Annotated in this window: 11 protein-coding genes and 1 pseudogene; 7 read left to right on the forward strand and 5 right to left on the reverse strand. The window is 71.2% G+C overall.

The window, feature by feature from the left end; all coding sequences use genetic code 11:
* Positions 1-2: 2 nt before the first annotated feature.
* From ACZ7CD_RS17900 to ACZ7CD_RS17925, 6 genes are all read left to right on the forward strand, one after another.
* Complete coding sequence (locus tag ACZ7CD_RS17900) at positions 3-1424, forward strand: serine/threonine-protein kinase (RefSeq protein ID WP_470373200.1); 1422 nt, start codon at positions 3-5, stop codon at positions 1422-1424.
* Positions 1425-1435: 11 nt separating this feature from the next.
* Complete coding sequence (locus ACZ7CD_RS17905) at positions 1436-3328, forward strand: tetratricopeptide repeat protein (protein WP_470379270.1); 1893 nt, start codon at positions 1436-1438, stop codon at positions 3326-3328.
* Positions 3329-3332: 4 nt separating this feature from the next.
* Positions 3333-3548, forward strand: a complete 216-nt coding sequence (locus ACZ7CD_RS17910) for a hypothetical protein (RefSeq protein ID WP_360398793.1) — start codon at positions 3333-3335, stop codon at positions 3546-3548.
* 7 nt (positions 3549-3555) lie between these two features.
* Positions 3556-5109 carry a tetratricopeptide repeat protein gene (locus ACZ7CD_RS17915; protein WP_470379271.1) on the forward strand — a complete coding sequence of 518 codons (1554 nt, stop codon included), beginning with the start codon at positions 3556-3558 and terminating at the stop codon, positions 5107-5109.
* 389 nt (positions 5110-5498) lie between these two features.
* Positions 5499-7772 carry a M4 family metallopeptidase gene (locus ACZ7CD_RS17920; protein ID WP_470379272.1) on the forward strand — a complete coding sequence of 758 codons (2274 nt, stop codon included), beginning with the start codon at positions 5499-5501 and terminating at the stop codon, positions 7770-7772.
* Positions 7773-7992: 220 nt separating this feature from the next.
* Positions 7993-8739, forward strand: a complete 747-nt coding sequence (locus ACZ7CD_RS17925) for a thioesterase II family protein (RefSeq protein WP_360398801.1) — start codon at positions 7993-7995, stop codon at positions 8737-8739.
* Positions 8740-8745: 6 nt separating this feature from the next.
* Here the strand turns inward: ACZ7CD_RS17925 and ACZ7CD_RS17930 are convergent, their stop codons facing one another.
* The 4 genes from ACZ7CD_RS17930 to ACZ7CD_RS17945 all read right to left on the reverse strand — a co-directional run bounded on the left by ACZ7CD_RS17930 (position 8746) and on the right by ACZ7CD_RS17945 (position 14028).
* Positions 8746-9390, reverse strand: coding sequence for a response regulator transcription factor (locus tag ACZ7CD_RS17930; RefSeq protein ID WP_360398804.1), 645 nt, complete (start codon positions 9388-9390; stop codon positions 8746-8748).
* Complete coding sequence (locus tag ACZ7CD_RS17935) at positions 9354-10655, reverse strand: sensor histidine kinase (RefSeq protein ID WP_470379273.1); 1302 nt, start codon at positions 10653-10655, stop codon at positions 9354-9356. The genes ACZ7CD_RS17930 and ACZ7CD_RS17935 overlap by 37 nt, the downstream gene beginning before the upstream one ends.
* An 83-nt stretch (positions 10656-10738) precedes the next feature.
* A complete protein-coding gene (locus ACZ7CD_RS17940; RefSeq protein ID WP_470379274.1) occupies positions 10739-13237 on the reverse strand; it encodes an ABC transporter permease in 2499 nt (832 codons plus the stop codon).
* Positions 13237-14028, reverse strand: coding sequence for an ABC transporter ATP-binding protein (locus tag ACZ7CD_RS17945; protein WP_360398813.1), 792 nt, complete (start codon positions 14026-14028; stop codon positions 13237-13239). The genes ACZ7CD_RS17940 and ACZ7CD_RS17945 overlap by 1 nt, the downstream gene beginning before the upstream one ends.
* Positions 14029-14345: 317 nt before the next feature.
* Between ACZ7CD_RS17945 and ACZ7CD_RS17950 the strand changes: the two genes are divergently transcribed.
* Entirely contained in the window at positions 14346-14597 is a 252-nt protein-coding gene (locus tag ACZ7CD_RS17950; protein WP_360398816.1) for a hypothetical protein, read from the forward strand.
* 41 nt (positions 14598-14638) lie between these two features.
* Here ACZ7CD_RS17950 and ACZ7CD_RS17955 read toward each other — a convergent pair.
* Positions 14639-18472 (reverse strand): annotated as a pseudogene (locus tag ACZ7CD_RS17955) (type I polyketide synthase); the annotation flags it as partial.
* Positions 18473-18516: the final 44 nt, after the last annotated feature.

Genomic DNA, 18516 nt, shown 5'->3' on the forward strand with positions numbered 1-18516 from the left:
CCGTGCAGGGACCACCGGGGGTCGAGATGGTGGCCGCGGTCGGCAGCACCGGCCGCGGCACCCTGTGGCGCGCGAGCAGGCGGCAGCCGGACGACCGGATCGTGCGCATCGTCGAGCCGCGGTTCGCCGACGGCGTCTTCCGGCAGGCCGTCGCCGCGCTCGCCAGGCGGCAGCCGGCCGGGATGGTCGCGATCATCGGGCACGACTGGACCCCCGACGGCTGCTACTACCTCGAGTACGCCACCGGTGACGCCTGGCTGACGCTGGCCGAGCGGCTGGCCGGGCTCGCGGACTGGCAGGACCGGGTGGTGCTGCTGGAACGGGTCTGCTCGCTGTTCTCCCGCTGGCAGCGCAGCCCGGTGCACCCGCTCGGGCTGAGCCTGCACGACATCGTGGTGGTGGCGGAGGACGACCGCTGGCTGCCGTGGTTGTTGCCCTGCCCGGAGATCACCCCGGCCACGCCGTGCGACCTGTTCGGAGTGGACACCCCGGCGGTCGCGGCGCTGGCCCCGGAGATCGTGCGCGGGCTGCGGCCGGACCACCGGGCGGTGGACTGCTACGCCCTCGGCACGGTGGTGGCGCAGGCTTTGTGCGACGACGACGTGCCGTCGTCCGTCGCCGCCGAGGACCAGGTCGAGGCACAGGCGCGCGGCATGCTGTGGCCCGCGCTGCGGTCCCGGACGCGGATACCGAGCGCGCTGGCCGCCGTTCAGGAGGGCGAGGACCTGTTCCGCGCGGTCGAGCACTACCGCCACGCCGTGCCGAGCGCCCGGCCCGCGGACGCGGAGGAGCTGCGGTCGGCGCTGGCGGCGCTGGCGGATCCGGTGTCGATCGCGACCCGGCTCCGCGACACCGATCCGCTGCTCGCGCTGGACGTCCTGCGGTGGGTGCGGGAGGACGGCGGAGCCGCGCACGTCCGCGCGGGCCTGCTCGGGGCGGAGATCGCCGCCGGCCGCGGTGACGACGAGACGGCCCTGCGCCACCTGAACGGGGTGGTCCGGTCCGCGCCGTACCGGTTCGACCTGCGCCGCCGCCGGTACGAGGCCGCGTGGCGGGTGTTCGCGGCACGACCGGCGGATCGCGCGCTGGGCGAGGTGCTCCTGGACGACATCGCCCTGCTCAAGCAGACGAACCCCGAGGACGACGACTCCGCGCTGCACCAGCGGGCCGCCGAGGTGCACCTGCTGCTCGGCGATCCGGGCGCGGCCGCACGGGAGCTCTTCACCGTGCTCGCCCGTGACCCGGGTGACCTCGACGCGCTGGTGGCGTACTGCCGCTGCTGGCTCGAACTGGACGATGTCCAGAACGCCAGGCGGACCGGGGCCGAGGCACGGCGGCGCATCGAGCGCATGGTCGACACACAGCTGCTCACGTCAGGGGAGGCACAGCAGTGGTACGAGCGGTTCGCCCGGCTGTTGTCCTGATCATCGCGGTCGTGGCCGTGCTGGTCGCGGCACCGGCCCACGGCGCTCCACAGGACCCCGTGATCGTCCTGCCCAGCGGCACCGTGCTGCCGCCCGGCCGCCACCAGGCCAGGATCGACACGGGGTCAGGGGTCGTGACGGCCGAGGTCGTCGTGCCCGGTGCTCCCGCGGCCGGCACGACCCAGCCCGCTGTCCCCAGTGGACAGCCGACGACGAACGGTTCGGCCGCGCCTTCGTCGGCCACCACCGGCCAACCGGCCGCGTCGTCATCCGGGTCGTCGTCGTCCGAATCGTCATCGGGGTTCTGGACGACACTGCTCGCGGTTCTCGCCGTCGTCCTGCTGCTGATCGGTGTCCTGGTCGGCTACCGCAGGCTGGTCGCGCCGCGCCGCCAGGTCCGCGAGTACCGCGACGCGGTGGGCATGGTCAAGCGCGGCGACCACGTGAAGGCGTTGCCCGCGCTCGAACGGCTCGAACACCGGCTGCCGGAGAAGCACCGGGCCGAGGCCGGGTTCTTCGCCGCCTTCGCACTGGTCAAGGCCGGCCTTCCGGAGGAGGCGGAGTACCGGCTGGCCGCGCTGCACCGGGAGAACCCCCGTGACGTCGACGTCGCGTACCTGCTGGCCTACCTGCGGGTGCAACGCCAAGATCACGACGGCGCGGAGCCGTTGCTGGAGGCGATCGAGGCGGCGGGCGGGATGGGCGAACCGCGGGCGCGCCGGCTCTACGGCATCGTGGAGTTCCACCGTGCGCTGGCGGCGTTGCGCGACGGCCGGGTCGACGCCGCGGCCATGTTGTTCCAGAAGGTGGAGAGGCTCGGCGACTTCGCCGACCGGGTGCCTGCCGACCTGCGCAACCAGCACGCCGTGCTGGGCGCGCAGGCGTTGTTCGACCGGGACCTGGTCGTGGCTCGCGGCCAGTTCGAGGACCTGGCGCGGGCGGCAGCGGACGCGGACCCCGACCGGCGGGAGTCGATGCTGGCCTCGGCGAAGATCGGCCTGGCGCTGGCGGCGTGGCTGGAGCACACGGTGGCGTCGACGGGCCAAGTGGACGAGTTGCTGGAGAGCGCGGCGAAGCACCTCGACCCGGACGCGGAGACCGAGCGGGAGTGGAGTTGCGTTCCCGACGACGAGAGCGTCACGGAGCGACTGGCCGCACTGGTCGCCCGCCAGGGCAGGGCGGCCGAGATCACCGAACGCGACATCACGTTGCGCGCCGTCCACCTGCTGCGCGCCGCTGCCGTGCTGCGCCTCTGGGCGGCGGGCAAACGCACGCGCGAGGGGGACGCCAAGCGGCTGACCGAGGTGCTCGGCCGGCTGGCGTGCGCCCGCGAGTACGACCCGGAGCTCGGTGACCCGTACCTGGTCGCCGGTCTGCTCAAGTGCTACCTGGCGACGACGGCGCGGGAACGCGACGACGGGGTCGCCCTGCTGCGGCACGCCCAGCGACTGGGCGTGCGGGAACCGGAGGTCGTGCGCATCCTCAACGAGGAGGCCCGCCGGGGCCAGGCCCGCAGGGACGCGGCCGACCGGTACCTGCAGGTGCTCGACCAGTTCATCGAGGACCCGTCGGTCCGCCACGAGGTCCGGGTCAGCCTGCTCGAACGGTTGTCGCGGTTCAGCAAGGTGCGTTCGCTGGACCGCCGGCCGGAACTGGCCAAGGCGCGCACCGTGGCGCCGACGGTGGACGAGATGAACAGCCGCACCGAGCTGCTGCGGGAACGGGTGAGCCAGCTGATGAGCGCCCAGAGCGGCAACGAGAACCTGACCGCTGCCCAGCAGCTGGTGCACAACCTGGAGGACGACAGCCGGGTGCTGGCGGAGCAGGCGCATTCCGTGGAGGCGAAGGAAGCGGACCTGCTGGTGCTCATCGGGGACTGGCTGCTCGGCGACGACGAGAGGTGACCTGATGGCGAGAAAGCACATCTCCCCCGCCGACTGCCTGGACGAGCTGCCGGAGCCGGAGCTGGAGTTCACCGACGAGGCCATGGGCGACTCGATGCGGCGGATCGAGCTGCGCCGCTCGATCCTCGCGATCGCCGAGCTGGACCACCCCGCGGAGACGGCGCTCGTGACCGCGGTGGCGAAGAACCGCAAGGAAGGCAAGGCGAAGCGACGTGGATGACAACGGCGTGGACCACGGTGAAGACGCCGGTCTCGCCTTCCAGCCAGGCGAGGACTCGGACCTGACCTTCGTCAGGAAGACGGCCGAAGCGTTCGAGCCACTCGATCTCGGCCGCCGAGGCGCGTTCGCACCGGAGCCCGAGATCGGCCGGAAGACCCGTCTCGGTGAGATCGGCGACCGGTTCGAGCCGGCCGGCGACGGCCTGTGGATCGACGCGGACGACGACCGGTTGCGCGACGACCTGGCAAAGCTCGAGGAGCACCAGGCCGACCTGAGGCTGCGCGCCCTGCTGACCAACGCGGACCGCGCGCTGCGGGCCGGCCGTGCCGGCGAGGCGTGGGAGCACGTCCAGGCGGCGTTGCGGATCGCGCCCGCCAACGTGGCCGCACTCCTGCTCGGTGCCCGCTGCCACGACGCGCTCGAAGCGTTCGACAGCGCGCTCGACCTGCTGGCGACGGCACGGCAGCACGCCACCGACGCCGACGAGGTGACCGTCCTGCTGCGCCTGCGGGACGGCTGCCGGCTCAGGCTGACCAAACACGTCACCGTCCGCGCGGACGAGCTCCTGCGCGAGGGCCGCACGCCGGAGGCGGTCGAGTACACCGGGCAGCGACGGGCCAAGCACCCGGACGTGCTCGGACTGCACTACGTCCACGGTTCGGTGCTGCTCATCGCCGACCGGCCCGCACAGGCACGCGAGGTGGTCGAGGCGGCGCTGGCCACCGCACCGGACAGCGAGATGTTCGCCGAGCTGCACCGGGTGATCCTGTCCAGGCTGTGCAAACCCCAGGTGGACCGCGCCTGCCGGTCGTTGCGGGCCGGTCAGCCCAAGGCCGCCATCGAACACCTCGAAGTCTGCGGCGACGCACTGCACAGCGAGCCCATGCACGAGTGGCTGTGGTCCTACGCGCACGAGCGGTACGCGAAGAAGGTGCCGATCATCGGCTGGCGCCGCGCACGCCGCGCGAACGTCGTGCCGCTGGACGCGGACAGCCTCCAGGAGGTGCTCGGGCGGCTGCTGACCGAGGAGTTCACCGAGGTGATGAAGGCCTTCGAGCGCGGCGACTTCGAGGCCGCCGGCGAACACTGCGAACGCGCCGAGGCCATCGACGGGCGCTACGGCACCATCGCCTACCTGCACGCCACCGCCGAGGCCCTCGCGGCCGACAAGGCACTCAGGACGATCAACCCGCGCACGCTGACGATCGCCGAACGACACCTGTCCGCAGCCGCGCGGATCGCGCCGAAGATGGCCTTCGACCCCGAGCTGACCGCCCAGCGCGACAAACTGACGGCCAGGATCGACAGCGAGCTCGCCGAAGTGGCCCGGCTCAAGAGGTTCATCACCTGCGTGTCCCGGTTCAACGACCTGATGTCGCGCTATGAACATCAGAGCATCACGAGCCGCTACGAGCTCCAGAACGTCCGGAGCGAGCTGATCTCGATCCGGAAGGCGGCCCACAGGTCCAGGCAGGAGCACCCGCCGAACTCCCCCGCCCAGCAGACGCTGGACCGGGTGATCATCGCGGTCGACTCCAACCTGCGGTCGTTGCCGACCTGACGAAGCAAAATCGCCCATTCGCGGACGATCTCGCTCGACGTGGGCCAAAAAAGGAACCAGCGGGCTGGCTCAGACCGTCGGACGCCAGGATTTGAACCTGCGGCCCCTCGCCCTCAGGACGATCTGCGCCGACCGGCAAAAACAGCGGACACGCACGCCCGACATGCGGCACAAGCTGGGGCAAACCGAACAAGCACGACGACAAAGGAATGTTCGGCAGCAAGCCCTGCAAATGCGCACAAACAAGTGGGTGTGAATAAGTTAGTCCTTGTTAACGGTCGGTTCTCAACAGATCCTTGCCGTGCTCCGTAAACACATTCACCTCGACGAACATCCGGCTCTCCCTGCAACCGCAGAGCCGGGCCGTTCGCCCTGCAACGAGGAGAACGATGCAAGCGAGACGTAGTTTTGTGCTGGCCGCGGCCGGATCACTGGCCGTCGCCGTGCTCACCCAGACAGGTGCGCACGCGGCCCCGCAGCCCCAACCGGGCCAGACCGCTGAGGCGCTGGCGGTGGACGCGGCCGCGAGCCTCGTCGACAGCCGGCCCAGCCAGCTGCACGCCAGCGCGAGCGACCAGTTCGTGCGGCACAACGTCATCTCGTCCACCAACGGCCTCAAGTACGTCCCCTACGACCGGACTTACAAGGGCATGCCGGTGGTCGGCGGTGACTTCGTCGTCGTCACCAACTCGACCGGGCAGGTGCTGCACACCTCGGTCGGCCAGAGCTCCACGATCGACCTGGCGAACACGACGCCGTCCGTCACCAAGGCGCAGGCCGAGAAGACCGCGCGGACCGCCCTGTCCACTGTGGATGGTGTCGGCGCGCCCGAGCAGGTCGTCTACGCGCTCGACTCCACGCCGAAGCTCGCTTGGAAGGTCTCGGTCACCGGCCGGGGCTCCGAGGGCCCGAGCAAGCTCGACGTGGTCGTGGACGCGACGACCGGCCAGGTGCTGCACACGCAGGAGCACGTCCTGCACGGCACCGGCAACAGCGGGTGGAACGGTCCCTCCGTCCCCCTCGCCACCACGCAGTCCGGGTCGACGTACTCCCTGAAGGACCCGAACCTCACCAACGTCAGCTGCCAGGACGCGGCGAACAACACCACGTTCACGAAGTCCTCCGACTCGTGGGGCAACGGCAACGCGACCAACCGCGAGACCGGCTGCACCGACGTGCTGTTCGCAGCGCAGACCGAGTCGAAGATGCTCACGCAGTGGCTGGGCCGCAACGGTTTCGACGGCAACGGCGGTGGCTGGCCGATGCGCGTCGGCCTGAACGACCAGAACGCCTACTACGACGGCAGCCAGGTCCAGATCGGCAAGAACACCAACGGGCAGTGGATCGGCTCGCTCGACGTCGTGGCGCACGAGCTCGGTCACGGCATCGACGACCACACGCCGGGTGGCATCTCCGGTGCGGGCACGCAGGAGTTCGTCGCGGACGTCTTCGGCGCCACCACCGAGTGGTTCGCCAACGAGCCGTCGCCCTACGACACGCCTGACTTCCTGGTCGGCGAGACGATCAACCTCGTCGGCAGCGGCCCGATCCGCAACATGTACAACCCGAGCGCCATCGGCCACGCGAACTGCTACAGCAGCTCGATCCCGAACACCGAGGTGCACGCGGCGGCCGGGCCCGGCAACCACTGGTTCTACCTGCTGTCGCAGGGCACGAACCCGACCAACGGCCAGCCGACCAGCTCGACGTGCAACAACACCTCGATCACGGGTCTCGGCGTCGAGAAGGCCGTCAAGATCTTCTACAACGCCATGCTGCTCAAGACCTCCGGCAGCTCGTACCCCAGGTACCGCACGTGGACGCTGACCGCGGCGAAGAACCTCTACCCCGGCAGCTGCGCGGAGTTCAACACCGTCAAGGCCGCCTGGGACGCGATCAGCGTGCCCGCGCAGACGGCCGACCCGACGTGCAGCGCGACCGGCACGGTCACCATCAGCAACCCCGGCAACCAGTCCAGCACCGTCGGCACCGCGGTGAGCCTGCCGCTGTCGGCGAGCGGCGGCACCGCGCCGTACACGTGGTCGGCCACCGGCCTGCCCGCCGGCCTGTCCATCAACTCCAGCACCGGCACCATCTCCGGCACGCCGACCACCGCGGCCACGTCGAACGTCACGGTGACCGCCACGGACAGCGCGAACAAGAGCGGCACCGCGTCGTTCAGCTGGACCGTCGGCACGGGCGGCGGCAACTGCTCCGGCCAGAAGCTCGCCAACCCTGGCTTCGAGTCCGGCAACACCTCCTGGACGGCGACCTCCGGTGTCATCGGCCAGCACGGCAGCAACGGTGAGCCCGCGCGGTCCGGCACCTGGTCGTCGTGGCTGAACGGCTACGGCTCGTCGCACACCGACTCGCTGACCCAGTCGGTGACGATCCCGGCCGGCTGCAAGGCGACCCTCACGTTCTACCTGCACATCGACACCAACGAGACCGGCAGCACCGTGTACGACAAGCTGACGGTCACGGCCGGGAGCACCACCCTCGGCACGTTCTCGAACGCCAACGCGGCCTCCGGCTACGTGCTGAAGACGTTCAACCTGTCCTCGTTCGCGGGTCAGACCGTGTCGGTGAAGTTCAACGGCACTGAAGACGCCTCCCAGCAGACCTCGTTCGTCATCGACGACACGGCGGTCACGCTCAGCTGACGCGTGGTGCGGTTGCCGGCGCTGGAACATCAGCCCGGCAACCCCACACCCGTTTCGCGGTGGTGGGGAGCGGTCCACAAGCCGTGGACGGTCGCTTGGTCATCGCCGATGTCGACGGGCGATTGGAGAAGTCACCGGCTTCAGCCCGCGGACTGAAGCGTGCACTCGGCAGGGGGTGCCAGGGGTAGCCCCTGCCGAGACACGTTGCGAGATTCGTGGCATGAGCTCAGCTATCACCTCAAATGCTTGGTTGCGGCGGTTCCGGCCGCGGGACAGCGCCCCCGTGCGCCTGGTCTGCCTTCCGCACGCCGGAGGTTCGGCGACCTACTTCCTGCCCGTGGCAGCGGCGCTGGATCCCTCGGTGGACGTCCTGGCGGTCCAGTACCCCGGCCGCCAGGACCGGCGTACCGAGCCGTTCGTGCGCACCATCGACGAGCTCGCCGAGCTCGTCACCGAGCAGTTGAGCGGCTGGACGGACCGCCCGCTGGCGTTGTTCGGGCACAGCATGGGCGCGACGCTCGGCTTCGAGGTCGCGCGCAGGCTGGAGCGAGCGGGCACGGTTCCGGTGGCGTTGTTCGTCTCGGGCAGGCGGGCGCCCTCGTGCTTCCGCGACGAGCGCGTCCACCAGGAGGACGACGAGCAGCTGCTGGCCGATGTGCGCGCGCTCAGCGGCACCGACGCACGGCTCTTCGGCGACGAGGAGATCATGCGGATGGTGCTGCCCGCGCTGCGCGCCGACTACGAGGCGGCGGAGACCTACCGGTACGAGCCGGGAGAACCTCTGCGGGCACCCGTCGTCAGCCTGGTCGGAGACGCCGACTCCAAGGTGACCGTGGACGAGGCGCGCGCGTGGGATCGGCACACGAGCGGGGAGTTCGACTTCCACGTGTACCCCGGCGGGCACTTCTTCCTCGACGAGCACGCCACCGCGGTGATCGGCATGATCAAGCGGCGGCTGCTCGGCTGAACGAGCTCAGGTGTTGAGGTAGGCCAGCACCGCGAGCACCCGGCGATTGGTGTCCCCGGTCGCCGGGAGCACCAGCTTCGTGAAGATGCTGGAGATGTGCTTCGCCACGGCGCCTTCGGTGACCGCGAGGTGCTGGGCGATCGAGGTGTTCGAACGGCCCTCCGCCATCAGCTCGAGGATCTCGCGCTCGCGGGCGGTGAGCGCGGCCAGCGGTTCGTCCTTGGAGTGGCTGACCATCAGCTGTGCCACCACTGTGGGGTCCATGGCGGTTCCGCCGCCGGCGACCCTGCGCACCGCGTCGATGAACTGCACGTCGTCGAGGACACTGTCCTTGAGCAGATAGCCGATCCCTCCCTTGCCGTCGCTGAGCAGCTCCCGTGCGTACATCTGCTCCACGTGCTGCGACAGCACGAGGATCGGCAGCCCGGAGTGTTCACGCCGCACCCGCAGCGCGGCTTGCAGGCCCTCGGTGGTGAAGGTGGGGGGCAGGCGCACGTCCACGATCGCCACGTCCGGCCGGTGCCGGGCGACGGCGGTCACGAAGTCGGCGCCGTTGTCGACCGCCTCCAGCACCGTGCACCCGTGCACCTCCAGCAGTTGAACAATGCCTTGTCTCAGGAGGAAGAGGTCCTCGGCGAGAACAACGCGCACGGCACCTCCATCTTTGTTCTCGTGGGACCGCCGGGCGGGCTGTCCAGGTCGAAACTTCCGTCGAACGCGGCAAGTCTGCGCCGGATCCCACCGAGTCCGCCCTCCTCGGTGAGGACCGCGCCGCCACGGCCGTCATCGGTGACCGTGACGTGGAACGTGCCCTCGTCGTACCCGCCGATGATGTCCACGTGGCGCGCATCGGAGTGCTTGAGCACGTTCGCCAGCAGCTCCGAGATCGAGAAGTACACCGCCGACTCCACCGGGTCGGGCAGCTTCCCCGGCAGGTCGAACGTCACCTCGACGGCCAGCGGACTGGCCAGCCCGAGCGCGCGCACGGCGTCGGCGAGGCCACGTTCGGCGAGCACCGGGGGGTGGATACCGCGCACCAGGTCGCGGAGCTCCCGCAGCGCCTGCACGGACGACGCACGGGCCTCGCGCAGCACCTGCCGCGCTTTCTCGGCGTCGTTGTTGCCGACGTGGCGGTCGGCCACGCCGAGCTGCAGGCCGAGGCTCACCAGCCGGGCCTGCACGCCGTCGTGCAGATCGCGCTCGATCCGCCGCAGCTCCGCCGCCTGGGTGTCCAGCGCGCCGGAACGCGTCTCGGCGAGGTGCCGCACGCGGGAGGCGAGCCGGCTCCGCTCGGTGGGGCCGAGCAGCAAGCGGACGAAGTGCGCATAGCCCGTGACGATCCACGGCGACAGCGTCAGCCACACCACGAACCCCACGACCGCGAGGCCCGCCACGGCCGCCGCGGAGCCCCAGCTGCCGACCTGGAAGAAGGCGTACCAGGTCGGAGAACCGTCCTCGGCCAAGGGAATCCAGAGGCCGCTCGCGAGCACGAGCCCGTGACCGACGTAGTAGAGCAGCGCCGCGGGCAGCACGGCCACGAGGCCGGCCACGCAGTTCAGCAGCAGCCACAGCAGGTCGCGCCAGGTCGCCGGGTCGGCGAGGATCCACTTGCAGCGGCGCGTCCAGCCGACGATGTCGCGCTCCACCTGCTCCGGCTGCGGCCGGTACGGGCGCTCGACCGGCACTCCGAGCCGGGTGGCCGCGCGGCGGTTGAGGTCGCACAACCACCGCACGGCCGCGGTCAGGTGCGGCAGCACGACGAAGCCGATGCCGATCAGGCACAGGATGGTGAAGTACGTCGTCGAGATGAACAGGACGATCGAGAGCAGCGCGCCGGCTCCGGCGGCCGCACCGATCGCGGTGTGCAGGACGGCACGGCGGAGCCAGGGGCGCCAGGAGGCCGCGATCGTGTGCACCCGAACATGATCCCATTCCCCGAGTGCGGCAGGCGGATCGCCCCAGTTCTGGAACGGGGGCGATCCGTGACCGGTGGTCGCGGTCATCCTTCCTTGACCGCCTCCACCGCCGGCGAGCGCATGCCCCGCCAGGAGGACGTCAGCGTCGCGCCGAACACCAGCAGCAGCGAGCCGGCGACGATCGCCAGGTAGATGCCGATGGAGCCGGACGGCAGCCAGTCGCCGGTCTTCACCAGGCTGTAGGGCACGATCGTGGTGGCCGACGCGATCGTGCCGAGCAGGATCGCCACCACACCGACCAGCACGCCCTCGGCCGTCAGCATCCCGAGCACCTGCCGCTTGGTCGCGCCGACCAGCTGCTGCAGCCCGAACTCGGCCTTCCGCTTGCGGGTCACCGCGATCAGCGTGTTGAGCACGGTGATCGCCGCGTAGCTCACGATCATCGCGACGATCGTGTAGTTGGCCGAGGCGAGGATCTGCTGGATCTGGTTGTTGCGAGCGGCCAGCGCGGAGCTGTCGACCAGCTCGGTGCCGGGCACGCCGGCGGCGAGGGTCGAAAGCCGGTCGCGCACCGCGCCCACCTGGCCCTCGTTGGAGCGAACCAGGATCTGGCTGACCACGCCTTCGGTGGTGTGCCGCGCGAGGGTGTCCGCGGGCAGCGTCAGGTAGTTCTGGTCGGGGTTGTCGGCGTACAGGGCGACCACGGTGGGCCGGACGCCGGTGCCGTCGCCGAGCTGCAGCGGCAGCCGGTCGCCGACCTTGACGCCCTGCTTCTCCGCGGTCTTGTCCGACAGCGCCACCGCGTCACCGGTCAGCCTGTCCAGCGAACCCGCGACCAGCGGCAGGTCGAGGTTCCGCGCCACGCCGTCCGCGGAGACACCGCGCAGCTCGACCGAGTCGCCGCCGCCCCCCAGGTAGCCCGTGCTGGTGACGAAGTCCGTGGCCGCCGCCACACCCGGTGTGGTCCGCACCCGGTCGAGCACCTCGGGGGCGAAGCCGCCGGAGGAGGAGACGAGCAGGTGGTCCGCGAGCACGTTCCGGTCGTACGAGGCCTGCGACACGGTGTCCTCGGTGGCCTGCATGTACAGCGTGCCCGTGGCGATGCCGACGAGCAGGATGATCGGCGCGATGGCACCGGCCGTCCGCACCGACGAGGTCATCGCGTTCCGCACCGCGAGCCTGCCCGACAGCCCGCTGAGCAGCCGGACCGGCCACCACAGCACGGCGATCAGCGCCTTGGTGATGCCGGGGGCGAGCAGCGCGATGCCGATGCAGAACAGCACCGAGGCGGGTCCCGCCGTGCTGGCCAGCGTGGGACCGTTCTCCATCAGCGTCGCGGTGGCCACGGCGAGCCCGATGCCGTTGGCGAGGAAGAACAACGCGAAGATCAGCCGCCACTTGCTGAACCACTTGGCTTCCGACGCGCTCTCCGCTGCGGCCACCACCGGTTCGGTGCGCGCGGACTTCCGCCCGGCGAAGCGGGTCGCGAGCGCCGCGGCCAGGACGGTGACCAGCGCGCCGACGGCCATGGGCGCCCAGCCCGCGTGGTAGACCACCGAGGAGGACACCACGCCGCTCGAGGACAGCACGGCGAAGAGCGCGTTGCCGAGCCAGTACCCGGGGAAGAGCGCCAGGAGCGCGGCCAGCACCGACAGCACGGCCGTCTCGGACCCGATCATCCGCCGCAGCTGCCCCGGCGTGGCGCCGACGCCGCGCAGCAGTGCCATCTCGCGCACCCGCTGCTGCAGGGACAGCCCGAACGTCGAGGCGACACCGAACATCACGATGAGCACGACCGCCGTGCCGAAGACCGCGGCGAGGATGACGATCGTCTCCCGGCTCGCGAGCGTGCCCGGCAGCTCGGCGAGCCCGCGGGTGTCCCCGGTGAGGACTTCGGCGCCGGTGCCGACCTTGGCGCTGATCGCGGCGGCGACCGCGGTCACGTCGGCGCCTGGAGCGAGCACGACGGCCACGGAGTCGATGCTGCCGCCCGCGAGCCGGCGTGCGGTGTCGTCGGTGAAGAACAGTGCGCCCGCGGGGTTCGCGTCGCCGTTCTGCCCGGCGACACCGGTGACGCGGAAGGTCTGGGTGACGCCGCGGACGGCGACCCGCACCGACGCACCCGGCTTGACCCCCGCGGCCGCTGCCAGGCCGGAGTCGAGCACGACGTCGTCACGACCGGCGGGCGCCTTGCCGTCGGAGAGGGAGTAGGGCGTCAGGCCCGCACTCCCCCAGCCGTGGCCGTAGGAGGTGCCGCCCACGGCCTTGCCGTCGCGCAGCACGGCCGACTGGACCGAGACGTCGGGAACCACGCCTTCGACACCGGGCACCGACGCCACGGTGGCGGCCAGCTTCGGATCGAGGTGGCGGCGCTCGGTGAGCGCCCCCGCGTCGCCGGACTGCTGCCCGGTGACGACGATCGGCGCACCGCCGAGCCGCTGGGGCTCGGCGGACATCCGGATGCCGGTCTCCATCAGCGCGCCGCAGGCGATCACGATCGCGGCGCCGAGGAACATCGCGAGGAACGTCGCGACGAAGCTCGCCCTGCGGAACTTGAGCGTGCTCAGTGCCAGCCGGAACATCAGAACCCACCCCTCATGGGCGCGGCCGCCGTGTCGTCCTGCCAGGCGCCGAGCCGGGTCATCCGCGCCGCGACCGCGTCGGCCGTCGGCGACACCAGCTCACCCGCGATGGCGCCGTCGGCCAGGAACACCACGCGGTCCGCGTAGGACGCGGCGACCGGGTCGTGGGTGACCATGACGAGCGTCTGGCCGGCCTGGTTGACCGACTGGCGCAGCAGGGCGAGCACCGAGGAGGCGGTGCGGGTGTCGAGGGCGCCGGTCGGCTCGTCGGCGAACACCACGGCGGGCCGGGTCACCAGCGCCCGCGCGATGGCGACGCGCTGCTGCTGACCGCCGGAGAGCTCCGACGGCCGGTGCTTGAGCCGGTCGGCCAGACCGACGCGGTGGACGACCTCGCTGATGAGCGCCTTGTCCGCGCGCTTGCCCGCCAGCTGCAGCGGCAGGGTGATGTTCTCCATCACCGTCAGCGCGGGCATCAGGTTGAAGGACTGGAAGATGAAGCCGATCCGGTCGCGCCGCAGCTCGGTGAGCTGGGTGCTGTCCAGACCGGACAGGTCGATGCCGCCGACGGTCACCCGGCCCGAGGTCGGCGTCACGAGCCCCGCCGCGCAGTGCAGGAAGGTGCTCTTGCCGGAACCGGAGGGTCCCATCACGGCGGTGAAGGTGCCGTCGCCGAAGTCGAGGCTCAGACCGCGCAACGCGGCGACCTGGCTGTTGCCCTTGCCATAGGTCTTCGACACGGACTCGAGCCGGACCGCCTTCGTGCGGCCGCGGATGGCAGTTGTGGTCACTGCGGTCTCCTGACTGGATTCCCGCGCTCCTAGCACGGCGTCTGGATTCGAGATTAGTGATCGGGCCGGGAGGCCACATTGGCTCTAACCCGCCGATTGAAGGTAGACTTTTCTCCACCTCGACACGCTCAGTAGCCGCGCGGGGAGGAACCTCCCCCGTCGAACCTCCAGTTTTCTCCACTGTTTCCGCTCCGGTTCGTACCACCGCATGAATTGACCTCAGCACCAATGCATTCGCACTTCAGGTCCGGTAACCTCCAGATGTCAAGATCAGTGCGGAATCCGCGGCGACGGCCGCGGACTCGGAGGTTCACGCCATGACGGCGCATGATGAGGAATTCATCGCACGTGTGCTGCCCGACGGATGTCTCGAACTCTTCTGCCAGAGCGAGCAGACCTGGCACAAGTGCAGCCGGCGCGGTACCGCGATGTGGATCGCACTGCGGCGCAGCGACTGGCGGCCGGATCTGGCAGCACACGAAATTGCGTGGCAGTTGAATGTGGACGCCGACTCCGTGCGGTGTGACGCGGAAGCCTGGCTGGCACATTTTCGCATGAAGACGAACTGAGCAACCCCGTCGCCGTTTCCCGTCACTTCCGGCCGCTGCTCTCACCGGCTGACTTCACGGGACGTGCGCACCCAGCGGTCGACGGCTTCGGCCGTCGACGTGGCGAAATCCTCCAGCACAGTGAAATGCGTTCCGGGAACCTCGGTCAGCTCGTGGTCGCCGGGCCAGGTCGCCCGCCACTCGGAATCCCCCTCGGCGAAGGACTCGGAAGGCCGCACGAACAGGACGGGCGCGGTCAGCGCGCCAGGGGGGCAGTGCTGGATCAGGTCGCTGTAGCGGCTCATCGCCGCGAGCCGGGAGGTGCCGAACCCGCCGAACGCCGACTCGCGGTCCAGCATCCCGCCGAACATCTGCCGCCACAGGTCGTCCCTGCCCTCGCCGCCGGGCAGGTACGTGTCCACCAGCACCACACCGCCGGCAGGCAGACCGGCCCTCTCCAGGGCTTCGGCGGCGGCGTGCGCGAACTGCCCGCCGGAGGAGTAGCCCACGAGCACGTAGGGCCGGCCGTCCTCACAGGCGGCGCGAACGCCCTCGACCACCACGTCCACCACCGCGGCCACCGAAGCCGGCAGCGGCTCACCGGCACCGAAACCGGGCACGGCGGGCACGAGGACGTCGCGCACGCCGTGGAAGTGCCGGGCGAACCGCGCGTACTGGTGCGCGCCGCCGAGGGCCATCGGCGAGGGCACGCACACCAGCCGGACGGGGGCGTCCCCGGTGGAGAGCCGGACCGGCGGCGGCACCACGCCGAACTCCTCGACGCCGTCGAACGCGGGCAGGACGTCCGCGACGCAGCGCAGCAGGTCGATCGCCGCGGACATCCGGCCGTCCGCCGCGGCCCTGCGCACCAACCCGGCGACCGACTCGTCCTCGGTGAGACCGCCGGAAGCAGGCTGCTCCCCCGCGACCAGCTGCTCCTGCAGGTGCGCGGCGAGCGCGTACGGGGTGCCGTGGTCGAACACGGTGCCGGCGGGCAGCGTCGTGCCGAGAGCGCCGGCGAGGGAGTTGCGGAGCTCGGCGGCCGAGACCGAGTCCATGCCGATCTCCAGGAACACCGCGTCCTCGTCGACGTCGCCGGGACCCGCGTGACCGAGCACGGCGGCGGTGTGCGCGCGCACCGCGTCGGTCAGCCGCGCCAGCTGCTCCTCGCGGGGCAGTCCGGAGATCCTCGCCCACAACGCCTTCTCGGGCGGGGCGTCGTCGACGTGACCGGGCAACGTGTCGAAGGTGAGCTGCGCCTGCGAGGCCAGCCAGTAGCGCTCGCGCTGGAAGGCGTACGTGGGCAGCGCCGCGCGGCGCGTGCCGGGGAACAGCTTCCGCCAGTCGAGCGCCACTCCGCTGACGTGCAGCCGCGCGAGACCGGCGGCCAGTGCCAGGGGTTCCTCGACCTGGCGACGTCCGAGGGCGATGAGCCCGGTCTTGCCGTCCTCGTCTAGACACTCGCCGGTCATGCCGGTCAGCACGGCATCGGGGCCGAGCTCGACGTAGCGGGTGACACCGGAGGCGCGCAGGGTCGCCACCGCGTCCGCGAACCGCACGGTCTCGCGCACGTGGCGCACCCAGTAGCCGGGGTCGGTCAGCTCGGCCGCGGCCGCGCGGCCGGTGAGCGCCGAGACGATCGGGATGCGCGGCTCGTGGTACGTGAGCTTTTCCGCCACCACGCGGAAGTCGGCGAGCATGTCGTCCATCAGCGGGGAGTGGAAGGCGTGCGAGACGGTGAGCCGGCGGGTCTTCGCGAACCGTCCCGCGACCGCCAGCACGGCCGCCTCGTCGCCGGAGAGCACCACCGAACCGGGTCCGTTGACCGCCGCGACCGCCACGCGGCCGGGAGCGTCCGCCAGCAGCGGGAGGACGTCGTCCTCGCTCGCGGCCACCGCGACCATCACGCCGCCTTCCGGCAGCGCCTGCATCAGCTTGCCGCGCGCCACGACGAGCGCGCACGCGTCGGGCAGGTCGAGCACCCCCGCCACGTGCGCGGCGGCGAGCTCGCCGATCGAATGTCCCGTCAGGGCGGCCGGTTTCACCCCGAGCGAGGTGACCAGCCGGAACATCGCGACCTCGAAGGCGAACAACGCCGGTTGCGCGTACTCGGTCCTGCGCACCAGCTCGGGGTCCTCCGAGGCCAGCACCTCCGCGAGGCCGAGGCCGGACACGGCGTCGATCTCGTCGAACGCTTCCGCGAACACCGGGTGGTGCGCGCGCAGGGCCAGCCCCATGCCGGGGCGCTGGGCGCCCTGGCCGGTGAAGAGGAACGCCGTGCGGCCGCGGTTCTGCGCACGGCCGCTGACGGCTGCCGCGCTCGGTTCGCCCGCCTCGAACGCGCGCAACGCGTCGAGCAGCTGTTCCCCGGTGGAGCCGAAGACGGCCGCGCGGTGCTCGAACGCCGACCGCGCCGTGCCGAGCGTCCGCGCGACGGCGGTGATCGGCTCCGCCTCCCGCTCCGCCAGGAAGGCGTGCAGCTTGCCGGCCTGCGCGGCGAGCGCGCAGGGCGACCGTGCGGACAACGGCCACACCACGACGGGTGCCGGGGGCTCGTCTCCCGGCTCGGGTGCCGCGGGAGGTGCTTCGAGCACCACGTGGGCGTTCGTGCCGCTGATGCCGAACGAGGAGATCCCCGCGCGGCGCGGACGGCCGGTCTCCGGCCACGCCCGTTGCCGGGTCAGCGGCCGCACGGCTCCCGCCGACCAGTCCACCCTGGTGGACGGGGTGCCGACGTGCAGCGTCCGCGGCAGGACCCCGTGCCGCATGGCGAGCACCATCTTGATCACGGCCGCCGCACCGGCGGCGGCCTGGGTGTGCCCGATGTTCGACTTGACCGAGCCGAGCCACAGCGGTTCGCCGCCCTCACGGCCCTGGCCGTAGGTGGCCAGCAGCGCCTGCGCCTCGATCGGGTCACCGAGGGTCGTTCCGGTGCCGTGCGCCTCCACCACGTCCACATCGGACGGTGCCAGCTCCGCCGCGGCGAGGGCCTGCGCGATGACGCGCTGCTGTGACGGCCCGTTGGGCGCGGTGATGCCGTTCGACGCGCCGTCGGAGTTCACGGCGGAGCCGCGCAAGACGGCGAGCACCTCGTGACCGCACCGCCGCGCTTCCGACAGCCGCTCCAGCACGACGACCCCGACGCCCTCGGCGAAGCCGGTTCCGTTGGCGTCGTCGGAGAACGACCGGCAGCGGCCGTCCGGGGACAGTCCTCCCTGCCTGCTGAACTCCACGAAGGTGCCGGGGGTGCCCATCACCGTCACACCGCCTGCCAGCGCCCGGTCGCACTGGCCGCCGCGGATGGCCTCGGCGGCGAGGTGCAGCGCGACGAGCGACGAGGAGCAGGCGGTGTCCACCGACATCGTCGGGCCTTCCAGGCCCAGCACGTACGACACGCGGCCGGAGACCATGTTGCCGGTGCCGAAGCTGCCGAAGTAGTCGTGGTACATCACGCCCGCGTAGACGCCGGTGCGGCTGCCCTTGAGCGTGTGCGGGTCGATTCCCGCGTCCTCCAGGGCCTCCCAGGAGGCCTCCAGCAGCAGCCGTTGCTGGGGGTCGAGCACCGCGGCCTCGTTCGGGCTGATGCCGAAGAACGCGGCGTCGAACTCCCCCGCGTCGTGCAGGAAACCGCCTTCCCAGGTGTAGGTGTGTCCTGCCTTCCCCGGTTCAGGGTCGTACAGCGCGGGGTCCCAGTCGCGGTCGGAGGGGAAGGCGGTGATGCCCTCCCGGCCCTCCACGACCAGCTGCCACAGCTCGTCCGGTGTCGTGACCCCGCCGGGGTACCGGCACGCCATGCCGACGAGCACCACCGGGTCGTCGGCCACCTCGGTGAGGGAGCGGTTGAGCTCGCGCAGCCGCTCGTTCTCCTTCAGCGAGGCACGCAGGGCCTCGACGAGTCTGGCGTCCGGTTTGCCGGCGTTGTCAGCCATCCGTGCCTCCA

The sequence above is a fragment of the Lentzea sp. NPDC036949 genome (assembly GCF_055608075.1).

Bases quoted from the DNA above. Each gene is read 5' to 3' on its own strand.
- ACZ7CD_RS17940 (WP_470379274.1), bottom strand. From the start codon at position 13,237: ATGTTCCGGCTGGCACTGAGCACGCTCAAGTTCCGCAGGGCGAGCTTC.
- ACZ7CD_RS17910 (WP_360398793.1), top strand. From the start codon at position 3,333: ATGGCGAGAAAGCACATCTCCCCCGCCGACTGCCTGGACGAGCTGCCG.
- ACZ7CD_RS17925 (WP_360398801.1), top strand. From the start codon at position 7,993: ATGAGCTCAGCTATCACCTCAAATGCTTGGTTGCGGCGGTTCCGGCCG.
- ACZ7CD_RS17920 (WP_470379272.1), top strand. From the start codon at position 5,499: ATGCAAGCGAGACGTAGTTTTGTGCTGGCCGCGGCCGGATCACTGGCC.
- ACZ7CD_RS17950 (WP_360398816.1), top strand. From the start codon at position 14,346: ATGACGGCGCATGATGAGGAATTCATCGCACGTGTGCTGCCCGACGGA.